Consider the following 24220-nt stretch of genomic DNA (forward strand, 5'->3'; position numbering starts at 1 on the left):
GGGCCAAAAATGGCGATGGAAAAAACATTCGACGCGCGTGAAGCCGAAGCACGGATTTACGCAAAATGGGAAGACGAAGGCGCGTTCAAAGCGGGGGCAAATGCCAGCCGCGAAGAAACCTTTGCGATCATGATCCCACCACCGAATGTCACGGGCAATTTGCACGTGGGTCACGCCTTTAACAACACGCTTCAGGATATCCTCACGCGGCAAAAACGCATGCAGGGGTATGACACTTTGTGGCAGCCAGGCACCGACCACGCGGGCATTGCGACACAGATGATTGTGGAGCGCAAGCTGGCCGCTGAGGGCCTTCCGACCCGCGCCGAGATGGGGCGCGAAGCCTTTTTGGAGAAGGTTTGGGAGTGGAAAGAGGAGTCCGGTGGCAACATCAAGAACCAGCTTAAGCGCCTTGGATCAACCTGTGATTGGTCGCGTGAAGCCTTTACGATGGACCCAAACTTCCACGATGCCGTGATCAAGACCTTCGTGAAAATGTACAACGATGATCTGATTTATCGTGGCAAGCGCCTTGTGAATTGGGACCCCCATTTTGAGACCGCGATTTCGGATCTTGAGGTGGAGAATATCGAAGTTGACGGCCATATGTGGCACTTCAAATACCCGCTCGCGGGGGGGCAAACATATGAATACGTTGAAAAAGACGAAGACGGCGTTGAGACATTGCGCGAGACCCGCGACTATATCGCGATTGCGACAACCCGCCCTGAAACCATGCTGGGCGATGGTGCGGTTGCAGTGCATCCGGACGACGCGCGCTATGCGCCAATCGTTGGCATGCTCTGTGAAATTCCCGTTGGCCCCAAAGAGAGCCGCCGTTTAATCCCGATCATTACCGATGAATATCCCGAGATGGATTTCGGCTCGGGCGCGGTAAAAATCACCGGAGCCCACGACTTTAACGACTATCAGGTTGCAAAGCGTGGCGGCATTCCGATGTATAACCTGATGGATACAAAGGCCGCCATGCGCGCGGATGGGCGCCCCTATGTTGAGGAAGCCGCCACCGCACAAGCCATTGCAAACGGGGACTTGGAATTCGACGAGGCGATGATCGCCGCGATGAATTTGGTGCCCGAAGCCTATCGCGGCATGGATCGTTTTGAGGCGCGCAAAGCGGTGATTGCAGATATTACGGCTGAGGGTTTGGCTGTGATGACGACCGAGGTGCGCAAGGACGACGAGGGCGAGGAGTTCACGGTTTCCGTGCCCTACGTCGAAAGCAAAAAGATCATGCAGCCGTTTGGGGACCGCTCCAAAGTGGTTATTGAGCCAATGCTGACGGATCAGTGGTTTGTGGATACGGCGAAAATCGTCGGCCCCGCGCTGGAAGCTGTACGCGAAGGTCGTGTGAATATCATGCCCGAGTCTGGCGAGAAAGTATTCTATCACTGGCTGGAAAACATCGAGCCTTGGTGTATTTCACGCCAACTTTGGTGGGGCCATCAGGTGCCTGTTTGGTACGATGAGGACGGGGCGTTTTTCTGTGCGCCGACCGAAGCGGAAGCCCAAGCGCAAGCGGGTGACAAGGTTCTGACCCGTGACCCCGACGTTTTGGACACATGGTTCTCGTCTGGCCTTTGGCCCATGGGGACGCTTGGTTGGCCTGAGCAGACGCCGGAATTGGCGAAATACTATCCGTCTGATGTGTTGATCACGGGGCAGGATATCCTGTTTTTCTGGGTCGCGCGGATGATGATGATGTCGCAAGCCGTTGAAAAGAAAGACCCCTTCCATACGGTATACCTCCACCAACTCGTGCGTGACGAGAAGGGCGAGAAGATGTCGAAAACCCGCGGCAATGTGATTGATCCGCTGGAAATTGTGGACGTTTACGGCGCGGACGCGTTGCGGTTTACCATGGCGCAAATGGCGGCGATGGGCGGGGTTTTGAAGCTGTCTGAGGACCGGATTAAAGGCTATCGCAACTTTGGCACCAAGCTGTGGAATGCGGCGCGTTTTGCCGAGATGAACGAATGCGTTCCTTCGCCAGATTTCGACACCGCGAGCGTTAAGCAGACCGCCAACAAATGGATCATCGGCGAAGCGGCAAAAGCACGAATTGACGTGGACGCAGCCCTTGAGGCGTACCGTTTCAACGACGCGGCCAACACGCTATATGCGTTTGTCTGGGGCAAGGTTTGCGATTGGTACGTTGAGTTTGCCAAGCCGCTATTCTATTCCGAAGACGATGAAATCATTGCAGAAACACGCGCGACAATGGCGTGGGTTATTGATCAATGCCTCATCCTTTTGCATCCGATCATGCCCTTCATAACTGAAGAGCTTTGGTCCTCGATTGCGGCACGTCCCAAGATGTTGATCCACACGGATTGGCCGACGTATGGCGAAGACATCATGGACAAGGACGCGGATGGCGAGATGAATTGGGTCATCGGATTGATCGAAGCGATCCGTTCTATTCGCGCCGAAATGCGGGTACCTGCGGGGGCGAAATTGCCGATGTTGCAAATGCAACTCGACACAAAACAGCAAGACGCCCTTGCACGCAACGAAGCGATTGTGTGCAAATTGGCCCGTATCGAGAGCATCACGCCGGTTTCCGAACTGCCCAAAGGCTGTGTGACGATCGCCGTGACAGGCGGTACCTTCGCGCTTCCGATCGCCGATATCATTGATTTGGATGCAGAAAAATCGCGTCTTGAGAAAGCGGCAGAGAAGCAGAAGAAGGAATATGGCGGTTTAAAAGGGCGGTTGAGCAACCCGAAATTCGTGGCCTCGGCCCCTGAAGAAGTGGTTGCGGAAAGTCGTGTGCGGATGGCGGAACTTGAGGCAGAAGCCGAAAAACTCGCCGCTGCATTGCAAAGACTTGCCGATCTTGTTTAACTCTGGTTGGGCCGTGTAAATTCGGCCCAACGCTGCATTTTATGGGATTTTCGCCAATGAAAACACCACGACAAACGCGCCTTGCTCAAACGCTTCCGGCCTCGGTGCCCTTCGTTGGGCCTGAAACCCAAGAACGCAAACGCGGCAAGGTTTTTGCAGCGCGGCTTGGCGCGAATGAGAGCGTTTTTGGCCCCTCACCCCGCGCCATTGCGGCGATGCAAAAAGCGGCCAAAGACGTCTGGATGTATGGCGACCCTGAAAGCTATGATTTAACCCACGCGCTGGCGAAAAAGCACGGTGTCGCGCCGGAAAATATTCTTGTCGGCGAAGGTATCGACGGAATTCTGGGCTATACTGTGCGGCTGTTTCTGGAACCCGGCGACACTGTGGTGACCTCGGCGGGGGCCTATCCGACCCTCAATTATCACGTCGCGGGGTTTGGCGGAAATATCGTCACCGTCCCGTTTACCGGCGACCACGAAGACCCCAAAGCCCTTGTTGCGAAAGCCCACGAAGTTGGGGCGAAAATCGTCTATTTGGCCAATCCTGACAACCCGATGGGAACGTGGCATTACGGCCCGATGATTGACGACATGATCGCCGCCTTGCCCAAGGGCAGCCTGTTGATCTTAGATGAGGCCTATATCGAATTTGCGCCGCAACACACTGCGCCCGACTTGGATGTGACGACCCCGCAAGTCCTTAGAATGCGCACATTTTCAAAAGCTTATGGCATGGCGGGCGCGCGGGTTGGTTATGCGATTGGCCACGCAGAGAACATCCAAGCCTTCAACAAAATCCGCAACCATTTCGGCATGTCGCGCATCTCGCAGGCGGGTGCGCTTGAGGCATTGGCAGACACGACCTACCTTGCGGAGACCTTGGAAAAGGTCGCCCATGCCCGCGAGCGTCTTTATCAGATTGCACAGGACAACGGGTTGACCGCCCTCCCCTCGGCGACGAATTTCGTCACGATGGATTGCGGGCGAGATGGCGCGTTTGCCAAGCGGGTTTTGGCGGAACTTTTGGCGCGCGATATCTTTGTTCGCATGCCGTTTGTTGTCCCACAGGATCGATGCATTCGCATTTCGGCGGCGTCAGAAGCGGACCTCGCGCTGTTTGCGCGGGCCTTGCCCGAAGCGTTGCAAGCGGCCAGCCGTTAAGCCTCTGAGATCACCCGCGTTGCGGCCTCTAAAGCGCCGTTTCCATGGGGGATTTTCAACGCTTTGAGGCCTGCGTCGATGCAAGCGAGCGTGCCCAAAACCATATGCGCATTCACGTGGCCCATGTGGCCGATGCGGAAATACCCGTGCCATTCGGGGGAGCCGCCGGGCGCCATGCCGAGGCCAATTCCAAGTGTCACGCCGAGGTTTTTGGTGAGGTAGTCGCGCAAGGCCGTGCCGAGGGGAGCGTCTATTTTGACCGAGGTTACCGCGTTGCTTCGCAGGGCTGGATCCGTGACATTCATCCGGATAGAGCCCTCCTGCCCCCATGCATCGAGTGCCGCCCAAACCGCGTTGGCGAGGATTTTATGGCGGCGATATGCGGAGTCTAACCCCTCTTCGTGGACCAACATATTCAGGGCTTCGCGCAAGGCAAAAAGATGGTGCGTTGGCGCGGTTCCGCAGAAATATTCATAGAATTCTTGCGGGTTGCCACGCACCGTCCAATCCCAATATTTGGAGATTTGACCTAAGGCTGCACGGGTTTTTTCGGCCTTGTCATTATAGAACACAAAGCCAATTCCGGGGGGAGTCATCAGGCCTTTTTGGCTGGCGGCAATCATGACGTCGACGCCCCATGCGTCCATTTGGAACTCTTCGCAGCCAAGGCTGGCGATGCAATCCACCATCAGGAGTGCGGGATGGCCGACGGCGTCGATCACTTCGCGCAACTCTTTGATATTATTGCGAAAGGATGTGGATGTATCCACATGAACGGTGGTTACCGCTTTGATTTCATGGGCTGTATCCGCCCGAAGAGCGGCTGCAACTTGCGTCAAATCTAATGTGGAATGCAGCCCGAAATCCAGCACTTGGGTTTCAATTCCCATAGCCGTGGCCATTTCGCCCCAGCCAATGCCAAAGCGACCCGTCGCCAACACCAGCGCTTTATCCCCGCGTTTGAGCGTATTGGCGATGGCCGCTTCCCAGATACCGTGGCCGTTCGCGATATAAATCGCGGCGCGGTGACGTGTTCCGGCGATGGCTTTTAGATCGGGGATCAAGGTGGCGACCATCTCGACCAATGCGCCTGTATAGATATTGGGCGCGGGTTGGTGCATGGCTTGCAAAACGCGGTCTGGCATGACCGATGGGCCTGGAATGGCGAGGTAGTGGCGTCCGTTGGCAAGGCTCATTCTGGTCTCCGTCAATTGGCTATAGAACCCGCTTACTCGGGAAATTCCGACCCGTCAATCGCCGCCGCGCCTGTCTTGCGTTGACCACGTATCAGGGTTAAACAATTGTCTAGTCTAGCCGCGATTGAGAGACACTTTTGCCCCATTCTGCTCCTCGGAATCCCCCCCACGCTCCCACGCTTTCGGGCTATACATCGCGCGAATTGTTCCGCCGTTTATGGCATGATTATTTGCGCCGATATTCGGGCCTTATGCTCATTGCTTTCTTTTTCATGGTTATCGAGGGCGGTTCGCTTGGGGTGTTGTCCTACTTACTGCAACCAATGTTTGACCAGATTTTCATCGCGGGGGATTCTGCTGCGATTTGGCGGGTTGGGGGGCTTATCGTGGCCCTGTTTTTTGCGCGCGCGATTAGTAATCTTGTGCAAAAAACGCTGCTAACGACGGTTGCGCAGCGCACCTCCACGACCATGCAAAAAGAGCTTGTGGGGCATCTGATGACGCTTGATAGCCAGTTCTTTCAAAAGAACTCTCCCGGGGCGCTGATGGAGCGTGTTCAAGGCGATACGCTGGCGGTTCAAGGCGTTTGGAGCGTGATTATTTCGGGGGTCGGGCGCGATTTCATCTCGTTGCTTGCGCTTATGTATGTGGCGATCCAAGTGGACTTGATTTGGACCCTGATTTCCATTGCAGGCATCCCTCTGCTTCTTCTGCCGATGGTGGTATTGCAGAAATATATTCGTCGCAAAACCAATGCGTTACGGGTTGAGGCCAGTTTGCGCTCGACCCAACTCGACGAGATTTTTCACGGGATCAACCCGATCAAGCTCAACGTCATGGAGAGCTATCAACAGAGCCGTTTCAACTATATTATTGGCCGCATTGTGCGGGCCGAAATCAAGACAGCCGCCGGACGGGCGTTTATTCCGTCGATGATTGATATCATGACGGGTTTTGGGTTCCTTGGCGTGTTGGTTTTTGGCGGCCAAGACATTGTGACGGGGGATAAAACCGTCGGCCAGTTCATGAGCTTTTTCTCGGCGATGGGTCTGACGTTTCAACCCATGCGGCGTTTGGGTTCCATCGCGGGCACATGGCAGGTTGCAGCGGCGAGTTTGCAACGTTTGTATACACTATTTGACGAGCGCCCGACCATCTTGTCGCCAGCCGTTTCAAAGGGAACCGAGGCATTTTCGGGTGATGTGACCCTGCGAAATGTTGAGTTTTCCTACGGCGATACGCCCGTTTTACATGATGTGAGTTTTGTGGCGAAAGCGGGCGAAACCACGGCACTTGTGGGGGCGTCGGGGGCGGGGAAAAGTACCGTTTTCAACCTCCTCACGCGCCTGATTGAGCCAACCAGTGGCGCGGTTTTGGTTGGGGGTGTGCCGGTTGCAGATTTTGACCTTTCTATCCTGCGGCATTCGTTTTCGGTGGTGTCACAGGACTCGCTTTTGTTTGACGAAACCTTGCGCGACAATGTTTTGATGGGGCACACGGATATTACAGAGGTAGACCTTGAACGCGCGCTTGAGGCGGCGCATGTGACGGATTTCCTTGGTCAGCTTCCCGATGGGCTGGCGAGCCCAGCTGGCCCCCGTGGTACGAACCTTTCTGGCGGTCAGCGGCAGCGGGTGGCCATTGCACGGGCCCTGTTGCGCCGCTCGCCAATACTGCTGCTGGATGAGGCAACATCCGCGCTGGATGCCAAGTCCGAGGTCTTTGTGCAGTCGGCACTGGAGGAGTTATCCAAGGGGCACACGGCGATTGTGATTGCGCATCGCCTCTCGACGGTACGAAATGCGCATAAAATTGTCGTTATGGATCAGGGGCGCGTGGTTGAAGAAGGCACGCACGATGAACTTTTAGCCCGATCGGGGACCTATGCGGCGCTCTATGCCATGCAATTCAAAACCGAGGAAGACGTTACTTCTTAGCGTAGGACTGCGCTAATTTCTTTGGGTCAGCGCCCAATTTATAGCGCAGAAGTGTCGTTAGATTTCGCAGGGAACGTTTGGCATAGCCTTGTTCGCGGTAACGTGCGGCGCTGGTTTGAGACTGAAAACCGCCGCGTTTGAGCCGCCCTTTGAGGGCTTTGGCGAGGGCGACATCTTCCATGAGCGGAATGTCAGGATAGCCGCCCACCTCGTCGTATAAAGCCCGCGAAATCAGTAGGGTTTGATCGCCATAGGGCAGCCCGAAAAGGCGGGACCGCAAGTTGGCGCCACGGGCCGTCATCCGCGCCATCATGGCGTCATCGCGTAAAACCAGATCGCCGTATCCAGCATCCGTTTCCTGCGCGATAAACCTTGAGACATGCGCGCTCCACCCCTCCGAGAGATGGGAATCGGCATGGAGGAAGAGCAGCCATTCGCCCGAACAGGCCGCCGCCCCAAGGGCGAGTTGCGCCCCCCGCCCCACCGCGCCAGAAACGACCTCGGCCCCCGAAAGTTGTGCGATTTCAACGGTATCATCAGATGAGCTTGCGTCGGAAATCACCAGTTCGCGGATCAAACCTGCATTCAACCCCTCCATCAAACAGGCAAGGGTCGGCGCCAATTCTGAGCCTGCGTTCAATGTCGGGATCACAATGGAGAGAGGGGCGCGCATCTTGGACCTTTTCACTAAATTTGGCGCTGTTCCCTGCGCCCAATCACCTATATTGAATAAGGCCCAGAATGAGGAGCGGAATATGTCGCAAGCTGATCGCAAGATTTATACAATTTCGGGAGCCGACCGTGTGGAGTTTCTGCAGGGGCTGGTGACCAACGATGTGGCGCGGGGCGGGCTGATTTATACGGCGCTGCTGACGCCACAGGGGAAATACCTGGCGGATTTCTTTTTGATGGTGCGGGTGGATGATATTTTGCTGGACGTAAATGCGCAAATCGCAGATGCGGTGGTGCAACGTTTGAGCATGTATAAATTGCGCGCTGACGTGCAGATTTCACCTAGTGACCTCAAGGTTTCCAACGGGTTTGGCGCGGCACCAGAGGGAGCGGTTGCCGACCCGCGCCATGTGGGTCTTGGCTGGCGGTCCTACGGGACGGGGGTGCAGGTTGCGGCGGACCTCACGGCGCAGCGTGTGGCTCATTGCATCCCTGAGACGAGCATTGAGTTGACCCCTGACACGTATATCCTTGAAGCCGGATTTGAGCGTTTCAACGGTGTGGATTTCAAAAAGGGCTGTTATGTCGGCCAAGAGGTCACAGCGCGGATGAAGCATAAAACCGAGCTGCGCAAAGGCTTGGCAACGGTTTCGATTGACGGCGCGGCCCCCATTGGCACAGAGATCACCCGCGAGGGCAAGACGGTCGGAACACTGTATTCTCAAGCCGATGGACGCGCCATTGCCTATCTGCGGTTTGATCGGGCGATTGGGGAAATGCAGGCGGGTACGGCGACCCTGACCTATAACGCGACATCATAGGGTAACGCGCCCCCTCGCAGGGGCGCGATTGGAACAAGCGTTAGGACGCGCGTTCGGAATATTCCATGGCAACGGTGTCGACGACAACGTTTTCGCCCTGTCCCACAAACGGCGGTACCATGATTTTGATACCGTTGTCCAAGATCGCAGGTTTAAAGGAATTCGCGGCGGTCTGGCCTTTGACAACAGGCTCGGTCTCGACGATTTCGCAAATCACTTTTTGCGGCACGCGGGCGTTCAAGGCTTCTTCGTCATAAAATTCGATGACAACCGTCATGCCGTCTTGCAAAAACGGGCGACGTTCGCCGAGCAAATCCGAGGGCAGTTCGATTTGATCGAAGGTTTCGACGTCCATGAACACCAACATTCCGTCGTTTTCATAGAGAAACTGCTGATCTTTTTGCTCAAGACGAACGCGTTCGACCTTATCGGCACTGCGGAAACGCTCGTTCAGCTTGGAACCGTTACGCAGATTCTTGAGTTCCACTTGCGCGAAAGCTCCGCCTTTTCCTGGCTTTACGTGATCTACCTTTACGGCAACCCACAAACCCTCGTTGTGATCAAGCACATTTCCGGGGCGAATTTCGTTTCCGTTTATTTTTGGCATGGTAATTCTCGTCTCGGAGGGTTGATGTAAACAATGGTGTACCTATATATTGGCCAAGGTTGGCTGACAAGGCGACTATATCGATGTTTATTGAAATAAAGCTATGCGTGGAGCGCATATCTGGTATTCCAAATGAGAAATACCGAATCGTCAAAAAACCGTCATATTCGCCGAACGCTCAAAAGTACAAGTGCAATATTTAAAAGGGGATGCCCAAATGGCTGATTTCGTTGATGGCACCGCTTTCAACCACGAACAAGGGAACCGCTCGCGAAAGCTTTTCGCGGCTGTTGTTTTGGCTGCGTTGGATGATGCGATTGCAGACGATAAGAAATACGGGAATGGTCCTGAGCAAATTGCTCGCTGGGCACGTTCACGTGATGGCCGCGAGGTTTTGTCCTGCGCGGGTATCGATCCAAACGAACGCGTTGTCACAGGCTTGATGAGCTTTGTGTCCAATGGTGTTCGGACTTCTGTTGCTCTTTCTCGTGAAGAAAGCGACCGTCGTAATCAACAGGCTGAAGCCGCTTAAGGCTTTGACTACCAGTTTTGCTGAGCGCGTCCTTAAGGGCGCGTTTTGCGTTTTTAGGTTAAAAACGTTGCACATGCTGCCTGATTTGGTGTTTCTAGGACAAAGAATTTTTGGGGACAGATTTGGCCAAAGCGATCATGATTCAAGGGGCTGGCTCTAACGTCGGCAAGTCGATGCTTGTCGCGGGGCTTGCCCGTGCCTTCACGCGACGCGGGTTAATCGTGCGCCCGTTTAAGCCGCAAAACATGTCCAACAATGCAGCCGTAACGCTGGATGGTGGCGAGATTGGTCGCGCCCAAGCGCTTCAGGCTATGGCGTGCCACACGCCCCCCATCATTGATATGAACCCCGTTTTGCTCAAGCCCGAGTCCGATACAGGCGCGCAAGTTGTGGTTCAGGGCAAGAGATTTGCCACCATGAAGGCCCGCGATTATGGGCGCGCCAAGGCGCAACTTCTGCCTGCGGTGCTTGAAAGTTTTCATCGCCTAGCCGCGTCCTGTGATTTGGTCCTCATTGAAGGCGCTGGCAGCCCTGCGGAAATCAACCTGCGCGATGGCGACATTGCCAACATGGGATTCGCCGAAGCGGCTTCGGTTCCGGTTATTTTGATCGGCGACATCGACCGCGGTGGCGTGATTGCGCAAATTGTCGGGACGAAGGTTGTTTTATCAACCTCGGATTCGGCGCGGATCAAGGGGTTTGCTGTGAATAAATTTCGCGGGGATCCCAGCCTGTTTGACGCGGGTGTGACGGCGATCGAAAGCCGGACCGGCTGGCCCTCGTTGGGGGTTGTGCCGTGGTTTGAGGGCGCGTGGCGCCTGCCCGCCGAGGATGTGATGGATATTGCGACCCGCAAGGGCGGCGCGTTCAAAATCGCCGTGCCGCGCCTGTCGCGCATTGCGAATTTCGACGATCTTGATCCTTTGGTTGCGGAACCCTCAGTTACAGTTGAGATAATCGAGGCTGGACGCCCCCTGCCCGCCGATGCTGACCTGATTTTGATACCCGGCACGAAATCCACCATTGCCGATCTCGCGTTCTTTCGAGCCCAAGGATGGGACATTGATTTGGCCGCACATATCCGGCGCTCGGGGGCGGTTCTGGGTATTTGCGGCGGCTATCAAATGTTGGGAAAAGAGATTGTCGACGAGGACGGAATCGAAGGCACGCCCTCCCGCGTCGAAGGCCTCGGCCACCTCGACATCACCACCCATATGAAGCCTGAAAAGCGCGTGGCATTAACCAAAGCGACCCACATCGAAAGCGGCTGCGCGGTTGAGGGGTATGAAATTCATATCGGGGAAACCAACGGGCCAGATTGCGCGTTTGCGTGGCTGGAAATTGACGGACGGGCCGAAGGGGCCGCGCGCGGGCGGGTTCAGGGATGCTATCTACATGGCATTTTCGCTTCAAACGCGTTTCGAGCGGCCTATTTGAGGCAACTTGGCGCACCAGTTGAGATGCGCGATCACACTGCGGATGTGGAAAAAACGCTCGACGCGCTTGCTGCGCATTTAGAAATGCACATGGATCTTGCGAAAATTCTGGACCTAGCGGACGAGGTTTAGCTCATTCGAACTCTTGGCTTGAGATAATCCGATGAATTTCACGCCGTACCAATTTGCGCACATTGCGGGTAATTCGCTCGCCCAAAGCCCCTTGCAACTCTTGGCGGACAATCTCCGACACCAAATCCCTGAGCGCATCTTCGTCGATAGGCAGATCATTGACCCCAAAATCGCGATCCAACGCTTCTTGGAGATCGTCAGGTTCGGAATGAGCGAAACTTGGTGCAGGATCCTCGTCTTCTTCAAAATCATCTACGCCCACGGGTGCCGCGTGACGCCGCACAAAGTCAGGATCGACCTCTTGTGGCCCCGCATCAAGCTCGATGACTTCAGGCTCGGCAACCAGCGCTTCAAGCTTGGTGCGAGCATCCGCATCTTGCCACTGAAGCGGTTCATTTTCCGGAATAGACCCGACTTCCTCGCTTCCATCAGGCTCAAACACGCTTCCCTGCTTGGAAATTGCGGCCTCTAGCTCAGCGATGGTCGCTTTGAGCGAGGACTGGCGGATCAGGGAAGCTGAAATAGCGTCAGCTTGCGCCGCCATTTCAGATTCAACTTCAACGTGGGTTTTAAGCGACTGCTGAACGAGGCTTTCGACTGCCACGTTTGGCGTATTTTCTTGAGGGGTCTCGTCTAAGGTTTTTTGCCATGCCCCAAGAACCAAAACCTCAAGGTTTTCCTTGGGAGCCTCATCGGGGAGGAGATGCAAACGCGTCACAGAAGCTTTTGGCGGCTTATCCACAGAATCAGCGCCGCTGACAGGCGCGTCAATCAACGATTCGAGTTCAGGATCAAAGGCTTCTGCAGCCCACTTCTCGCGATTTGGATCAACCCGAAAAGCGGGTATCAACACAAGGCGATCATCACTGTCTTCTTGTGGTAGGGCCGTTGAAACGCCTTGTTTCTCGGGGTTTTCCTCGGCAACATTTTCGTGCCGACTGTCCTCTTTGAACAAGCGTCTGATGGACGACAAAACGTCTTCAATTTCAATATTTGCAACTGGGTCGGACATGAATTACCTGCTATCGCCTCATGAATGAGTTTACCCGTTTTCGCAAATTTTCACAACAGATAGCGCCAATTCTACTCTTTTCCCAAGCCTTTGAGGACACGGTCCAGCGCCTTCCCCTGCTTACTATACCCAGAGGGCGCATTTTCGACAGCGTTGTAATAGACCGAAGGGTCATAGATTTGGACCTTAAGCTTCAAGTGCTCGGCGGTTAGCAACCCCATTTGAGCCAGCAAAGCATAGTCGGCAAGATAGCGAATTGTATTCGCCACGATCACATCCGCTTTTGCATCCAAGACTTCTTGCTCGGCGTTCAAAACATCCAATGTGGTGCGCGCGCCCAAGGCGGCCTCTTCGCGTGTGCCATCAAAGGCAGATTGCGCCGCGACGACCTGCGCTTGCCGTGATGACAGACTTGCTTCTGAAACCAACAACCGCGCCCATGCGGTCCCAACGTTTTGTTGCACCGCAAGGCTTACCAAATGAAGTTGGGCACGTTCAGCTTGGACCGCAGCAAGCGCTTGCCGCGCGAGCGAAGGAAGACGGCCACCTTGATAAATCGGGCCCGAAAGTTCGAGGGATACAACAGCACTTGAACTGTCGTATTCATTCCAAACGCCATTCAAACCCGCCCGCGCCGCGCCATTTAACGTCGGGTATTTCAACCGTTCTGCCCGTTCTTCATTCAATTCGGCAACTTTAATTGTTCGCTGAACGGCTTTCAAATCCGGATGATTTCTAAGCGCCACGTCCCGCGCTGCGTCAAGAGAAGTCGCAACTTTGGGGGCACGCGGAGGGCTGGCCAAAGTCGTTGGATAGTGGCCAATCGCAGAATTATAAACTTCTCGCGATACGGCAACTTCGCCCTTGGCCTCCGCCAAACCTGCCTGCGCCGCCGCTAAGCGGGCTTCGGCGTTCGAAACATCCGTGCGCGTCACTTCGCCCACTTCAAAGCGATCCTGAGCAGCCTTAAGTTCTTGCCCAATAACCCGAAGGTTATTCTGGCGAAGATCGACAAATTCAAGATCTTCTGAAAGGGACAAAAATGCGTTAATCGCGTTAAAGAGCACTTGTTGCTCGATACCGATCAAGTTTTCGCGCGCCGCGAGCACCGATTCTTTTGAGGCTTTAACAGCTAGTTGATTGCGCCCGAAATCATAGAGGGTCATTTCCGCGACAAGGTTTAGCCCTGTCCCAAGACCATCAGAGTATCCGCCAAGATTTGGGCGCTCGAGGTCAGAGTACGAGTAATCAAGAGAGGCAATATAAGACAAGGTCGGGCGCAATGCCGCAACCGATTGCGCTACATCCTCATCCGCAGCCCGCAAAAGCGCCCGGTTTTGTTCTAGCAATCCACTATTATTATAGGCGGAAACAAGGGCGTCGGCCAATGTCTCGGCACGACTGGCGATCGTAGAAGACATGAGCATCGCGACCGTGAACCCGATCACCTTTTTCATTTTCTGCCCACTCATACCACGCTCCAAAATTTTGCTGGGCTTGCCGCCCTTTGGTTGTATTTTTCTTGTTAGCCGCCAAAAGGAGCCTACAAAACAAACTCTTGCTTGTGCTGGAAGCCCGCCAAAACCGGTGCGGAAGCATTGAACGCCCGACGCCAGTTGATGTTTGCACCGTGACGTACGCCGATACGAACCTCGCCTAACGCGCCCTCCATAAAGAGCGCGGCAATACGGCCACCGTCTTTGAGTTGCGCCGTCAAAGCTTCGGGAATGATCTCAACGCCACCTTCGATAACGATCACATCATAAGGACCGTGCTTTGCGTCGCCCAGTTCAAGCGCGCCAGCCACGACAGCCGCGTTATCAACACCGTTTTCCGACAACGCGCGCTGCGCCTCCTCGGCTTGTGTTTCATCGCTTTCAACTGCAACCACAGTATCCCCGAGGCGCGCCAGCAACGCTGCCGAGTATCCAAGGCCACAGCCGATATCGAGAATGAGGTCATCCTTGCGCACATCCAAGGCGTCCAACAATTTCCCCATGGTACGTGGTTCAAACACCACGCGTCCCACGCCGAGCGACAGATTTCCGTCCAGATAAGCTGCTTGGCGCAACCCCTCTGGCACGTATTTCTCGCGTTCGACATCCAGCATAGCTGCAATAATTGGGAATTTCGTTACATCCGACGGGCGAACTTGCGTATCAACCATCATTGTGCGGCGGGTCATAAAATTAGTCATGGACTAAACTCGTTCGTCTAGTTTCGTTTAAACCGTCTTGCCACAGATCGCCACGCTGGGCAAGACACCCTCTCCACACAATGATGCGGAATGTCTCTTATTTTCGACAGCGCTGCGTTTCACAGGGCGATATTGCGAAGGGCGCGCAAAAGAGCACTTGATACGCACCACAATCCCCCCTAAATAGCGTCCAAGACCACCACGGCGGCGAGTTGGCGGAGTGGTTACGCAGCGGATTGCAAATCCGTGTACACGAGTTCGATTCTCGTACTCGCCTCCAATATTTTCAATGACTTACAGTTTTGTTGATTCATAGGGTATCACCTCGGGTATCAGTTTCACGTTCTGTGCTTGTTCTGTTCGTTAATCATCTGCGCTTCGCTGCGGCCTGACGTGCCCGCATGATTTGCCGCGCTTCGCCTGCATATTTGATAATCATGGCTTTGGACGTGTGGCCACTGAAGCTGGCGATCTCATCGTCGGTACAACCGGCCCACGCCAATTCCATCACACCCCGATAGCGTAACGCGTGTTGATCAAAGGCCATCAACCCCAGCCGCTTGCGCTCTCGCACCATCACCCGCGCCATCGCGTGATAATCCATCGCAGAACCGTCAGCGCGCGTCAGGATGTGCCGTGATGGATGTGGCGTAAATTCAAGACTGGATTTGGCACGGTCCAACGCTCTTTTCAAAGCTTCGGTGCAAGGAAGAAGCAAAGGTTTGCCAGTCTTATTCTGCCGTAATTTCAAAGTTTCGCCGTCATAGTCGCCCCACTGAAAGTCCACCCAGTCACCGGGACGCTGTACACTCCCCACACCGATCTCAAAGATCAGCAACGGCAGCAGCCCACCCTCTTCCCGCATTTTCTCAACCGCCCAGTCGGCCCATGGCAGATGTGGTTTTTCACGATCTTTAGGAACTTTAAGCTGTTCGATATCAACGGCAGGGTTGTCTTGCCGCCACCGCTTGCGGATCGCCAGCTTGGATAACATGCTAATTGCAGTCGGAATGTAGTTGGCAAAGCGGACTCGATGGCAGTTATTGTCCATCGCCTCATAAATGTCGGCTTGGGTCAATTTGGCGACATCTGCGCCACCGATTTTTTCAGTCAGATATTTGAAGACTTTTTCGAGGTCGCCACGATATCGGGCAGAATAGTTGGCCCACTTGTCGGTTTCGCGCATCGCATCGATTAGCGCGGCCCATGACGTTTTCACGTTGGCCTTCTTTCCGCTCAAGATCTCCCAATATTGCTGATCAAACGCAGCTGTGCCCTCTTCGGCTGTAATCCGCCCCAGATAGATCATTTTTCCATTCACGCATTTCCGAACGTACCAACGTCCCGATTTATGCCGCCAAAGGTACTTTTTGCGTGTGGTCACCAATCGATTCCCCCCCACGTGTCGCTGTTATCGCCATTCGATATTCGGCGAAGGCCTTCCGTGTCCCAGCGAAGCACGCCCGGGGCAATCTCTCGCCCAGGCGGCAAATGGCCCTGCTTAACCAAGTCCGTGAACTGATTTGTTCTAAGGTCTAGCAAGCGCGCGGCTGTTGCGTCGCTTGCGAAAATGGGGGTCCTAGGCTTCATCAATGAACCTTCCGTCTGCTTGGGCTTTGACGCTAAATTGTGAAACGTACTTCTCCCATGATCCTTTAGGTATCTTTGGGTTCCGCTTACCCGGGGCGGTGAAGACATGCTCAAGCATCTCTTCTCGGATGAGGTAGCGAATGTTGGTGACTGGCAATCCAATGCGGTTTGCCAATTCCTTCGGTGTTTCCAGAACTTTGGGCACGTTTCACCTTTCTATTGAAATCAATCTTTAGTTCCTCCAAAGTGAACAGAACGACGCAAAACGCACTTAAGGGGCACCATTGTGCACCATAAGTAACCAGAGGTGCACCAATGTCAACAGGTTTGTATGGAATAGGGCAACGACTGAAGGAGGTAAGGAATAAACACGGCCTCACCCAGCCCGTATTGGCCGCCGTCATCGACGTCTCAGACCGGACCTACAAATACTACGAACAAGAAAAACGGGAACTGCCTGCACTGGCAGCTGTGAAGATTTGCGAACGTTTCAACATGAACCTTGAGTGGCTGCTAACGGGGAAGGGTCCGGTCGAAAAGAGTGAGAAACGCCTCTCTCAGATTTGCTCCTTTGCGGTCCTAAATGAGAGAACGCAACGCAAGCTCGATCTCAGTGACGAAAAGACAAGTAAAATCGTCGGCTTCGTCGAAGAACAAGCATCCCAATCAAGCGAGCCGGCGGCTGAAATTGCCAAGAAGTACTTTGACACCCTTTAGACAAGAGGAACTTAAACAAATGACTACAAGCGCACCTGATGTAGAACTTGAAGACCGTCCCCGTCTCATTCGAGGGCAGCGCATTGGCACTTTCGGTTTGGTCTGCCTCCTTGTTGGCGCATCAAGCATGATCGCGTCGTCTGCGCAAACTGAGTGGGATGCCGTTCGGTCGTTCTACGTCGTCCTGATCGTATTTGGAGTGTTTGGCATTATCTTCGGCCAAAAGACGCTTCGCCCACTGATGAAAAAGTATCTCCGATCATTTCCGTTCATTTCTTGAGCCCCGGCCGATTGTGCATTAGCCTCATAGGATCCCCCCGGAGAAGAAAGCAATACGCTGCTCGCTCCAACCAATGGCGGCATCGATGCAGGTCGCGGCAAAGACATCCCGCACTATTCTAGAAGGTGTAGTGAACGGCCCTGAGCCGACCTGCGATCAAGCTGCGGCGAATGTCTGCTTCTAGGGTCTACAAGAATGCACCAAGCATCTTCAGATAGAACAGGACGGTCGCCAGAACACCAATAGCACCTGCATCTGGGCCTATTACGGGAGCGTTAGATATTCCGTGTCATTTCTATAAACTGAAGAAAAGGAATGACACATGCGCGAAGAATTTGATTTTGATGCGGCGTTGGCTGCATTGCAAGATGGCCATGGGCTCACCGGCAAGGATGGCATCCTGACGCCGCTGATCAAGCAGTTAACCGAAGCGGCTCTTCAGGCCGAAATGGACGCGCATTTGCGTAATGCCAAGCCAGCCAACCGCAGAAATGGTTCTGGCCGCAAAACCATAAGATCCACCACAGGCAGCTTTGATCTAGCCACACTACGCGACCGGGACGGGTCGTTTGAGCCGCAACTGGTGAAGAAACACGAGACCCATATGAGCGACGAGATCGAGCGCAAAATCCTTTCGATGTTTGGGCTGGGGATGAGCTATCTGGACATTGCGGGGCACATCTCTGAAATCTACGGGCTTGAGGTTTCCAATGCCTCGATCAGCGCCATCACTGACAAACTGATCCCCGAAATCAAGGCATGGCAAAACCGCCCGCTCGCCAGCCACTATACTTGAGGCATTTCATAGATCGAAAGTATTGTGACAACGCCGTGGGTTTCTCTCAGTCACGCTCACTTTGCGGGCTGGGTGCTGTCGCGGTCAGGTTGCAGTATGTCCAACAACTCAACAATTTCCTTGTCGGATTTCTCAAACGTCAAGATTTTGGGAACGTCCAAGTCCAACCAATTATTGAGTACCCTTCTGATCTCGATAATGTCCGACGGGAGCGGTCTGGGTTTTTCGAGTGCCGGATCGGTTGGTCTGGCTGATAGCAGAAGCGCGGATGTGTGTTTCGAGTAATCGTAAAAGATGTGATGGTTTTTTTCAAATTGTTCCGCCGTGACCATTTTGTGATAAACACTGACGGCTTTTGATTGGTCGTAACCAACAGTTTCCAACAGTTTTTCCATCAGTTGGAATATCGGATCACTGGACGGCACTCGGCCAGACAGCCAAGCCAGGGCTGTGGTTATCTCTAACTTGAATTGTCGGAGTTTCGGAGCAAAGGAAACGATCTCATCAAACATATACGTTTCTTTCCGTTGTCATGGATTTGTAGATAGAAGACCGTAGTTTCTATCTAAGGTATGGGTATAAGATATTGTTATAAAACATATACTTCCTATAATTTTTGCAACCTGTCTGATATAGGCGCGCCTGATCCCGAGATTTCCAACATGCGTTTAGGAACTCCTTTTAGGTCCGGGCGAGTGTGACAATGTCCTATAACTTAGTACTTGGGTCGCCGAAAAGGCCCTTCCACAACCAGGCGAAGATCTCGCAACGTTCAGAGTGTACCCTCCAACCGCGCCCTGAGGTACGCCTATCTTCAGACGAGAAGCACGAATTTTATTTGCGTTATGATAATACCCACCTCGCTGCTAGACATCCTTCATGATGAAAGCTCTTCTCGCGGCCACTTTGGGTTTGGTCTTAATGATGCCCTCGAGTATTTCGGCACAAACGCTTCGCGCTCTACCTGTTGACGAAGGCGCGTCAAATCAAAGCTTTTCGAGTTTTCGAAGCGATCTACTTCAAGCAATTGAACGCCGTGATGCGGACTACGTCGTTAGCCAAGCAAGTAGCGAAATCGAACTTAGTTTTGGTGGTGCGTCTGGTCACGAAGATTTCCGCAAACTTTTGACGGTAGGTCCCAATAACCTAGCCGAGGATTATCGGCATTTAGCACCACAAATGCGTGCGGAATACTGGGCTAATCTGGAAACCACGCTACGGCTGGGTGGTCGATTTCAAGAAGGCGGAGATGTATTTGTTGCTCCTTACACTTGGAGTGTTGATCTTCCGGAGTATGCGGATCCATTTGAGACGTACTTCGTTACGGGCGATGGCGTTGCACTGCGGGGCGGGCCAAGTAAATCCGGAGAAGTTATTTCGCGTTTAAGCTATGACATCGTCACAATGATGGACCTTGGCGAAGTGAGTGCACCCTACCTGAAAATTCGACTTAATGACGACACCACAGGTTTCGCCCACAGCGACTACCTCAGATCATCCGTTGGTTACCGCGCCTTTTTTACCTCCGAGAATGGCCAGTGGAAAATGACGACGTTTATTGCAGGAGATTGATAGGAAAACCGCTCACCATTAAAAAAGCGGTAGCCTCCTATCAGCCCAAAACGTGTAACTTGGTCACACTGGATGTAAATTCAGTCCCCCACTCAAGTTTTCTAAAAAATAGCTTGGCGACCAAATATAACCTTCTGAAAAGCGAAGGAGAAGTTTCTTTGTCGCTTTGGGAAATGTTGGTTTTTGAAAGGTTGTCATCGTGAAGCTTGGGTTACTATTAAATATCGTCTTGTTAATGTTTGCGCGTGCCGTTGTGGCGCAAGAGTCATGTGACGAGGCGCGCTCCGTTTGGCCTGACGTAAAGGACAGCGGATCTGAGGCCGCGCTTCAAAGCTATGCTAACGCATTTTCTCACTGTGGAATTTACCATGAACTCGCGCAAGAAGCATTGCGTGGCATTGGTCAGCCGCAGGTCGCGATGGAGGAAACAGATACAGAGCTTCATATGGAAACTGAAACCGCCGAAAATACACCACGTTATTCGACAAAAGAATTTGATTGCTTGCTTGCAGCAGGGGCTCCGACACAGCTTCCGGATTTTGTCGGAGTGGATTGGAATGACATCGAAACAGATTATGCCATTGAGACATGTAAAGCGGCGGCTTCGTCTTCGCCTGAAGTTCAAGCCGCGTTCTCGCGGGCCTATTATAAAGCCGAGGAGTACGGACTTGCCTTTGATCTCGCCTTAGAGGCAGCTGATGGCGGCAGCGGGTTGGGAATGAATACGGTGGGAGTGGCGTATTCTCACGGAGACGGCCGTTCACAAGACAAGGAAAAGGCGTTCATATGGTTCTCCAAGGCCGCCAAGACCGATTTTCCCATGGGGCAATACAACTTAGCAAGAATGTACGAAAATGGCGAGCACGTTGAAAAGGACGCTTACAAGGCGATAGAAATTTATACTCAGGCAGCTGAAAGTGGATATACCTCCGCTCAAGACGTGCTCGGCGACATGTATCGTAGAGGAGAGGATGTTCCAAAGGATTTGGGCCTCGCCCTTCGGTGGTATGAGCGCGCTATTGAGTCTGGTGAAGATACTGATTCAATGTATTGGTCGGCGAGAATACACGGAGGTCACACTGGGGACTATCCGATTGATGAGCTTCAAGCGCTCGAATTTTACGAGCGGGCGGCCTATCTTGGTGACCCAGATGCGCAACACAGCGCGGCACAAGTGTATTTTCATGGTTATGGCGTCGAGATAGACCACCTGGCAGCCGCGATGTATTTTCAAGCGGCCGCCGAACAAGGGCATGTAAAATCCATGCGCAAATTTGGCCGCATCACGCATGAATCAGGAGACGTTGAGGGCGCCATTGATTGGTATCGCAAAGCCGCGGCAGCTGGAGATGAAGTCGCTCAACAGTTGCTGGATGAGATACTGAATTAATTGTGAACTAGAGAAAGTGGCCAAGTTCCGGTCGAATGGAGCTTGGCCTATTCCGTCCGGTAGGCAATGAATTTGTCTAGGGATTTAACTACATAATCTATGCCAAGATCATGTTTCACATTTATCATTAAGACAAGATCAGGGCGCCTCTCGTCGTGTGTATCACGGGAATCTGTCTCATAATAATGCTCTGATACACTCAAACCAGCGAACTCGATTGTTAATACATATCCCGAAATGTCGTAGGCCGTGATGTCCGAAACGAGGAACCTAAACTCCGACATCCGGTCCTTATATTCTGCGCTTCCGCAAACAGGAGCGGTATGGCCAACTTTTAGTATGTTCTCGCCAGTCTTCTCATCAACAACCGACTCGTGAACTTTGTACCCAGCTTTGCCGCAATCAGTCTCGAAGATACCATCTATTGCGATATTTTCTAACCAAGAGGCCAGTGTCCCAGCCTCATATTTGTAGTCTATCTCAACGTGTTTCGCCGGAGCAGGAGAGTCTTCTGTGTCCGTTATCTTTTCTGGTGTTGTATTGGCCTCAAGCGCATTGGCCGCAATTTCCGCAGCAATGGTTTCACGCTCCTTTTGAGCGGCGTCCATTTCTGACTTGAAATGGATTTGCCAAAATTCTTCCTTTGTCTCGGGCTCATCCACAGCCTGTAAAAAGGGTTGCAGGTTTTCGTGGAGGGTATCCATCGTGGCCCGCAAGTTCTCTTTTCCACCCTTCTGCGCCAAATCCCGATGCAACGCTTGAATATCATCAATCGTTTTGCGCAAGGCCGCAGAATTTTTAGGCACGGGCTGGGCAGCGTCCGTTTTAATGCGTTGTGCGACTTCTTCGGGATAGGCCTCGAATGTGTCGCTTCCCCAGTCGGCCAAGCGGTTGGCAACAGTTTCTAGGGTATTTGCGGTTTTCACGCGCATACCAAAGTTTGATTTGGCTGCGGACATATCGAAATCAACATCCGCGACGGTCACTTCGGAAACGGAAAACCCGCTCCGGAAAATCTCTTTGGCGGCGTCGGCGGGGAGATATTGATACAGATCGGTGTTCCAGAAATCAAACGATCCACTGGGCATCATAAATAGAAAGCGGTTCCAATTTGGCGAGCCGGACGTGTTGTAGCCTTCCTCGCCAGCCGTCGCGCTGAGCGCGCCTGGGTTAAAGCTGAGGAACGTTTGGCCTTGGATGGAAGGGCCGACAAGCTCGGCAACGAGATCCATGTTATAGGGGTGTGACTTCCCCTCTGGATCGTACTGACGCAGGTTTGTCAGCCGAACCAAGCCGTCTTGATTGTAGGGCTCGATGCACGAAACGCCAAACCCGTAGGGATTCCATATCGCCGAGGACCGAACGACGGGTTCGCCCATGAGCAAATCAATGGAAAGCCCCACATCAAACTGGAAGGGCATCCCTTCTTGCTCGACCCGTTCGAAAAAGCCGCCACCACAAGAGGGGTTGAAATAGCCCTGTAGCGAGAAGTCATATTCTTGGGCAAATGCGCTTGAGAAACTCACCATGTTACAAACAGTGGCCAAGGGCAGAACCCAATGACTAAATTGACTTTTTTTCATTTATTCTTGCCTCAAGCTTCGATTTATCTGAGAGTAGATAAGCACGGTTGATACGGCAATGTATTTTTGCAGTCCCATTCTCTTTGTGCCGTAATGGAGTGTCTTGCGTGTTGAAAATTGTAATATCTACTCTCGGCTGCCTGGTCCTCGCGAATTCCGCACTGGCCCAGAATTCGGACTGTTTGGAACAACTCCTCGCGTCGGATCGGGCCACTATTCCGCATGACCGGTTCTTCCAAGCTTTGGGCGAGGTGACAAACACCCCCGAGAATTGCGCGAGCATCGTGGAAAAAGCGCTTGATCCCAACTCGGGCAAGGACCAACAACCCGTAGCGACCGCGGCAAATCTTTGTCAGTCCGCTCGCGAAACTTGGGGGGATATTAAGTCTACCCAGTCACCGAAGGTTTTAGACGCCTTTATTAGCTATTACTCCGAGTGCCCTATTTATTTAGCTTTGGCACAAGATAAATTGAGAAAATTTCCGTCCGATGGTTTTCCGGAAAAATTGGGGCCGTTTCGAATTGGCGACATTCTTTCTGAGGGAGAGACCTATTTGGAAACAGATGTTGGAGGTCTGCCTGGTTATATCGAAGCCATCACGTCTCCTTCAGGCAAAGTAACGCACGTAGTTTTCTATCATGAGGGTGCGAGTGCGTTGGATCCCCTGTTGGCGACGTTTACAAACAAATTGGGCGCTCCAACTGAGGACTTAACGACTGAATGGTTCCCGCAATATCGTTGGGATTCACGGGATGGAAGAAGGCGTTTTACACTCGGCCATACCGAGCCATGTTGCGGAAGCGATTTGCAGATGACCGCTGTTTTGGAAACAACAGATTCAAAACGGCTATGTGGCCCAGAAGACGGGTTTACCGCTTGGGCCAAGGACCTGCAATCTGCGGTCAAACAAAACGACATTCAATATTTTTCCAAAATGTTTTCGTTTCCCTTTGAACGATGGGAACAAAAACACGATGCTGGCGCCGAAATTCCAGAGAACGAAAGCATTTCTTTTGAGAGTGCTGGGGAGTTGAGGGCCGCCCTTCCGACAAACTATGCATTGAGAGGCATTTTTGATGCGCTTGAGGAGATGGATCTAGAGGATATGTCCTGCAACATTGTTGCACCGGAAGGGCAGCAAGTCGGATACAACATCTATGTGAGGAGTGTAGGGGGATTGCAATTTGGAGCGCAAGAATCCGGGTGGACAATTGAGGGTACGTTTTACACGCCATAGCGATTTTTTGTTCGATAATCACTTATGCGGAATCCGGAAAGGCTCATAGATTGATGACAATGACTACCCTTCAACGCCTCATTGTATGCACCCTTTTAAGTATAGGTGCCGCCGTAAATGCTAATCAATCTGTTGCGGGGGAAGAAAAATCGGCCTGCACCAAATTGGAGGGTCCCCTTCTTACTGATCTTGAGGACGGTGACACGCTAAATCTATATGCGAAGCCACGCATGAATTCAGATGTTCTTGGGTTGCTGCCTTCCAATGCTGGAGGGATAATTAGTGACAAATGCAAAATCCGCCTTCACAACCAATGGTGTCAAGTTCAGTGGGGGTGTGTTTCTGGATATGCGCGCATGGTCATGATGGCGCGCACATCAAGGCCTATTCTCCCTGAAGATAGAGTGTCGCCGCCAGTAGTCACCAAAGTTTCAATAACTGGTCTCGCGGAGGGCGAGTATTTGACCCTCTACTCTGGACC

Annotated in this window: 21 protein-coding genes, 1 tRNA gene and 1 pseudogene; 13 read left to right on the plus strand and 10 right to left on the minus strand. The window is 53.0% G+C overall.

The window, feature by feature from the left end:
- Positions 1-9: 9 nt before the first annotated feature.
- Both AB9F29_RS12770 and AB9F29_RS12775 read left to right on the plus strand, forming a co-directional pair.
- Entirely contained in the window at positions 10-2868 is a 2859-nt protein-coding gene (locus AB9F29_RS12770) for a valine--tRNA ligase (protein ID WP_369755942.1), read from the plus strand.
- A gap of 56 nt (positions 2869-2924) precedes the next feature.
- Positions 2925-4031 carry a pyridoxal phosphate-dependent aminotransferase gene (locus tag AB9F29_RS12775; RefSeq protein ID WP_369755943.1) on the plus strand — a complete coding sequence of 369 codons (1107 nt, stop codon included), beginning with the start codon at positions 2925-2927 and terminating at the stop codon, positions 4029-4031.
- On the opposite strand, the gene AB9F29_RS12780 is transcribed toward AB9F29_RS12775, so the two are convergent.
- Positions 4028-5227: an alanine--glyoxylate aminotransferase family protein gene (locus AB9F29_RS12780; protein ID WP_369755944.1), complete on the minus strand. Its 1200-nt coding sequence runs from the start codon at positions 5225-5227 to the stop codon at positions 4028-4030. The genes AB9F29_RS12775 and AB9F29_RS12780 overlap by 4 nt on opposite strands.
- 251 nt (positions 5228-5478) lie before the next feature.
- On the opposite strand from AB9F29_RS12780, the gene AB9F29_RS12785 reads away from it, so the two are divergent.
- Positions 5479-7164, plus strand: coding sequence for an ABC transporter ATP-binding protein (locus AB9F29_RS12785; RefSeq protein WP_369755992.1), 1686 nt, complete (start codon positions 5479-5481; stop codon positions 7162-7164).
- Here AB9F29_RS12785 and AB9F29_RS12790 read toward each other — a convergent pair.
- Positions 7154-7837, minus strand: a complete 684-nt coding sequence (locus AB9F29_RS12790; protein ID WP_369755945.1) for a TIGR04283 family arsenosugar biosynthesis glycosyltransferase — start codon at positions 7835-7837, stop codon at positions 7154-7156. The genes AB9F29_RS12785 and AB9F29_RS12790 overlap by 11 nt on opposite strands.
- Positions 7838-7919: 82 nt before the next feature.
- Between AB9F29_RS12790 and AB9F29_RS12795 the strand changes: the two genes are divergently transcribed.
- Positions 7920-8657: a folate-binding protein YgfZ gene (locus AB9F29_RS12795; RefSeq protein ID WP_369755946.1), complete on the plus strand. Its 738-nt coding sequence runs from the start codon at positions 7920-7922 to the stop codon at positions 8655-8657.
- Positions 8658-8697: 40 nt separating this feature from the next.
- Here AB9F29_RS12795 and efp read toward each other — a convergent pair whose 3' ends face one another.
- Entirely contained in the window at positions 8698-9264 is a 567-nt protein-coding gene (gene efp, locus AB9F29_RS12800; protein ID WP_039004621.1) for an elongation factor P, read from the minus strand.
- A gap of 217 nt (positions 9265-9481) precedes the next feature.
- Here efp and AB9F29_RS12805 point away from each other — a divergent pair, with 217 nt between their 5' ends.
- Positions 9482-9796, plus strand: coding sequence for a DUF6280 family protein (locus AB9F29_RS12805; protein WP_039004620.1), 315 nt, complete (start codon positions 9482-9484; stop codon positions 9794-9796).
- Positions 9797-9918: 122 nt separating this feature from the next.
- Positions 9919-11364, plus strand: a complete 1446-nt coding sequence (locus tag AB9F29_RS12810; RefSeq protein ID WP_369755947.1) for a cobyric acid synthase — start codon at positions 9919-9921, stop codon at positions 11362-11364.
- Position 11365: 1 nt separating this feature from the next.
- On the opposite strand, the gene AB9F29_RS12815 is transcribed toward AB9F29_RS12810, so the two are convergent.
- The 3 genes from AB9F29_RS12815 to AB9F29_RS12825 all read right to left on the minus strand — a co-directional run bounded on the left by AB9F29_RS12815 (position 11366) and on the right by AB9F29_RS12825 (position 14573).
- Positions 11366-12376 carry a hypothetical protein gene (locus AB9F29_RS12815; protein WP_369755948.1) on the minus strand — a complete coding sequence of 337 codons (1011 nt, stop codon included), beginning with the start codon at positions 12374-12376 and terminating at the stop codon, positions 11366-11368.
- A gap of 71 nt (positions 12377-12447) precedes the next feature.
- Positions 12448-13848: a TolC family outer membrane protein gene (locus tag AB9F29_RS12820; RefSeq protein WP_369755949.1), complete on the minus strand. Its 1401-nt coding sequence runs from the start codon at positions 13846-13848 to the stop codon at positions 12448-12450.
- 71 nt (positions 13849-13919) lie between these two features.
- Positions 13920-14573, minus strand: a complete 654-nt coding sequence (locus AB9F29_RS12825) for a protein-L-isoaspartate O-methyltransferase (RefSeq protein ID WP_039004617.1) — start codon at positions 14571-14573, stop codon at positions 13920-13922.
- Positions 14574-14779: 206 nt separating this feature from the next.
- Between AB9F29_RS12825 and AB9F29_RS12830 the strand changes: the two genes are divergently transcribed.
- Positions 14780-14853: transfer RNA gene (locus tag AB9F29_RS12830), tRNA-Cys, on the plus strand.
- An 87-nt stretch (positions 14854-14940) separates the two neighbouring features.
- On the opposite strand, the gene AB9F29_RS12835 is transcribed toward AB9F29_RS12830, so the two are convergent.
- Together AB9F29_RS12835 and AB9F29_RS12840 are read right to left on the minus strand one after the other, a co-directional pair.
- Entirely contained in the window at positions 14941-15957 is a 1017-nt protein-coding gene (locus AB9F29_RS12835) for a tyrosine-type recombinase/integrase (protein ID WP_369755950.1), read from the minus strand.
- A gap of 195 nt (positions 15958-16152) precedes the next feature.
- Entirely contained in the window at positions 16153-16368 is a 216-nt protein-coding gene (locus AB9F29_RS12840; protein ID WP_369755951.1) for a hypothetical protein, read from the minus strand.
- Positions 16369-16478: 110 nt separating this feature from the next.
- Between AB9F29_RS12840 and AB9F29_RS12845 the strand changes: the two genes are divergently transcribed.
- From AB9F29_RS12845 to AB9F29_RS12855, 3 genes and pseudogenes are all read left to right on the plus strand, one after another.
- A complete protein-coding gene (locus tag AB9F29_RS12845) occupies positions 16479-16880 on the plus strand; it encodes a helix-turn-helix domain-containing protein (protein WP_369755952.1) in 402 nt (133 codons plus the stop codon).
- 19 nt (positions 16881-16899) lie between these two features.
- Positions 16900-17160 (plus strand): hypothetical protein, encoded by a 261-nt coding sequence (locus tag AB9F29_RS12850; RefSeq protein WP_369755953.1) that lies wholly within the window; start codon positions 16900-16902, stop codon positions 17158-17160.
- 322 nt (positions 17161-17482) lie between these two features.
- Positions 17483-17950, plus strand: a pseudogene (locus AB9F29_RS12855) (transposase); the annotation flags it as partial.
- A 62-nt stretch (positions 17951-18012) separates the two neighbouring features.
- Here the strand turns inward: AB9F29_RS12855 and AB9F29_RS12860 are convergent.
- Entirely contained in the window at positions 18013-18468 is a 456-nt protein-coding gene (locus tag AB9F29_RS12860) for a hypothetical protein (protein WP_369755954.1), read from the minus strand.
- Positions 18469-18835: 367 nt separating this feature from the next.
- Here AB9F29_RS12860 and AB9F29_RS12865 point away from each other — a divergent pair, with 367 nt between their 5' ends.
- On the plus strand, positions 18836-19528 hold the full coding sequence (locus AB9F29_RS12865; protein ID WP_369755955.1) for an SH3 domain-containing protein: 693 nt from the start codon (positions 18836-18838) through the stop codon (positions 19526-19528).
- Between the two features lie 199 nt (positions 19529-19727).
- Complete coding sequence (locus tag AB9F29_RS12870) at positions 19728-20918, plus strand: tetratricopeptide repeat protein (protein WP_369755956.1); 1191 nt, start codon at positions 19728-19730, stop codon at positions 20916-20918.
- 47 nt (positions 20919-20965) lie between these two features.
- Here AB9F29_RS12870 and AB9F29_RS12875 read toward each other — a convergent pair whose 3' ends face one another.
- Positions 20966-22501 carry a hypothetical protein gene (locus AB9F29_RS12875; RefSeq protein ID WP_369755957.1) on the minus strand — a complete coding sequence of 512 codons (1536 nt, stop codon included), beginning with the start codon at positions 22499-22501 and terminating at the stop codon, positions 20966-20968.
- A 107-nt stretch (positions 22502-22608) separates the two neighbouring features.
- Here AB9F29_RS12875 and AB9F29_RS12880 point away from each other — a divergent pair, with 107 nt between their 5' ends.
- The gene (locus tag AB9F29_RS12880; RefSeq protein WP_369755958.1) at positions 22609-23739 is read left to right on the plus strand and encodes a hypothetical protein; all 1131 of its coding nucleotides are present in this window, start codon (positions 22609-22611) and stop codon (positions 23737-23739) included.
- The last annotated feature ends 481 nt before the right edge of the window (positions 23740-24220 follow it).

The sequence above is a fragment of the Falsihalocynthiibacter sp. S25ZX9 genome (assembly GCF_041205405.1).
Taxonomy (GTDB): Bacteria; Pseudomonadota; Alphaproteobacteria; order Rhodobacterales; family Rhodobacteraceae; genus Falsihalocynthiibacter; species Falsihalocynthiibacter arcticus.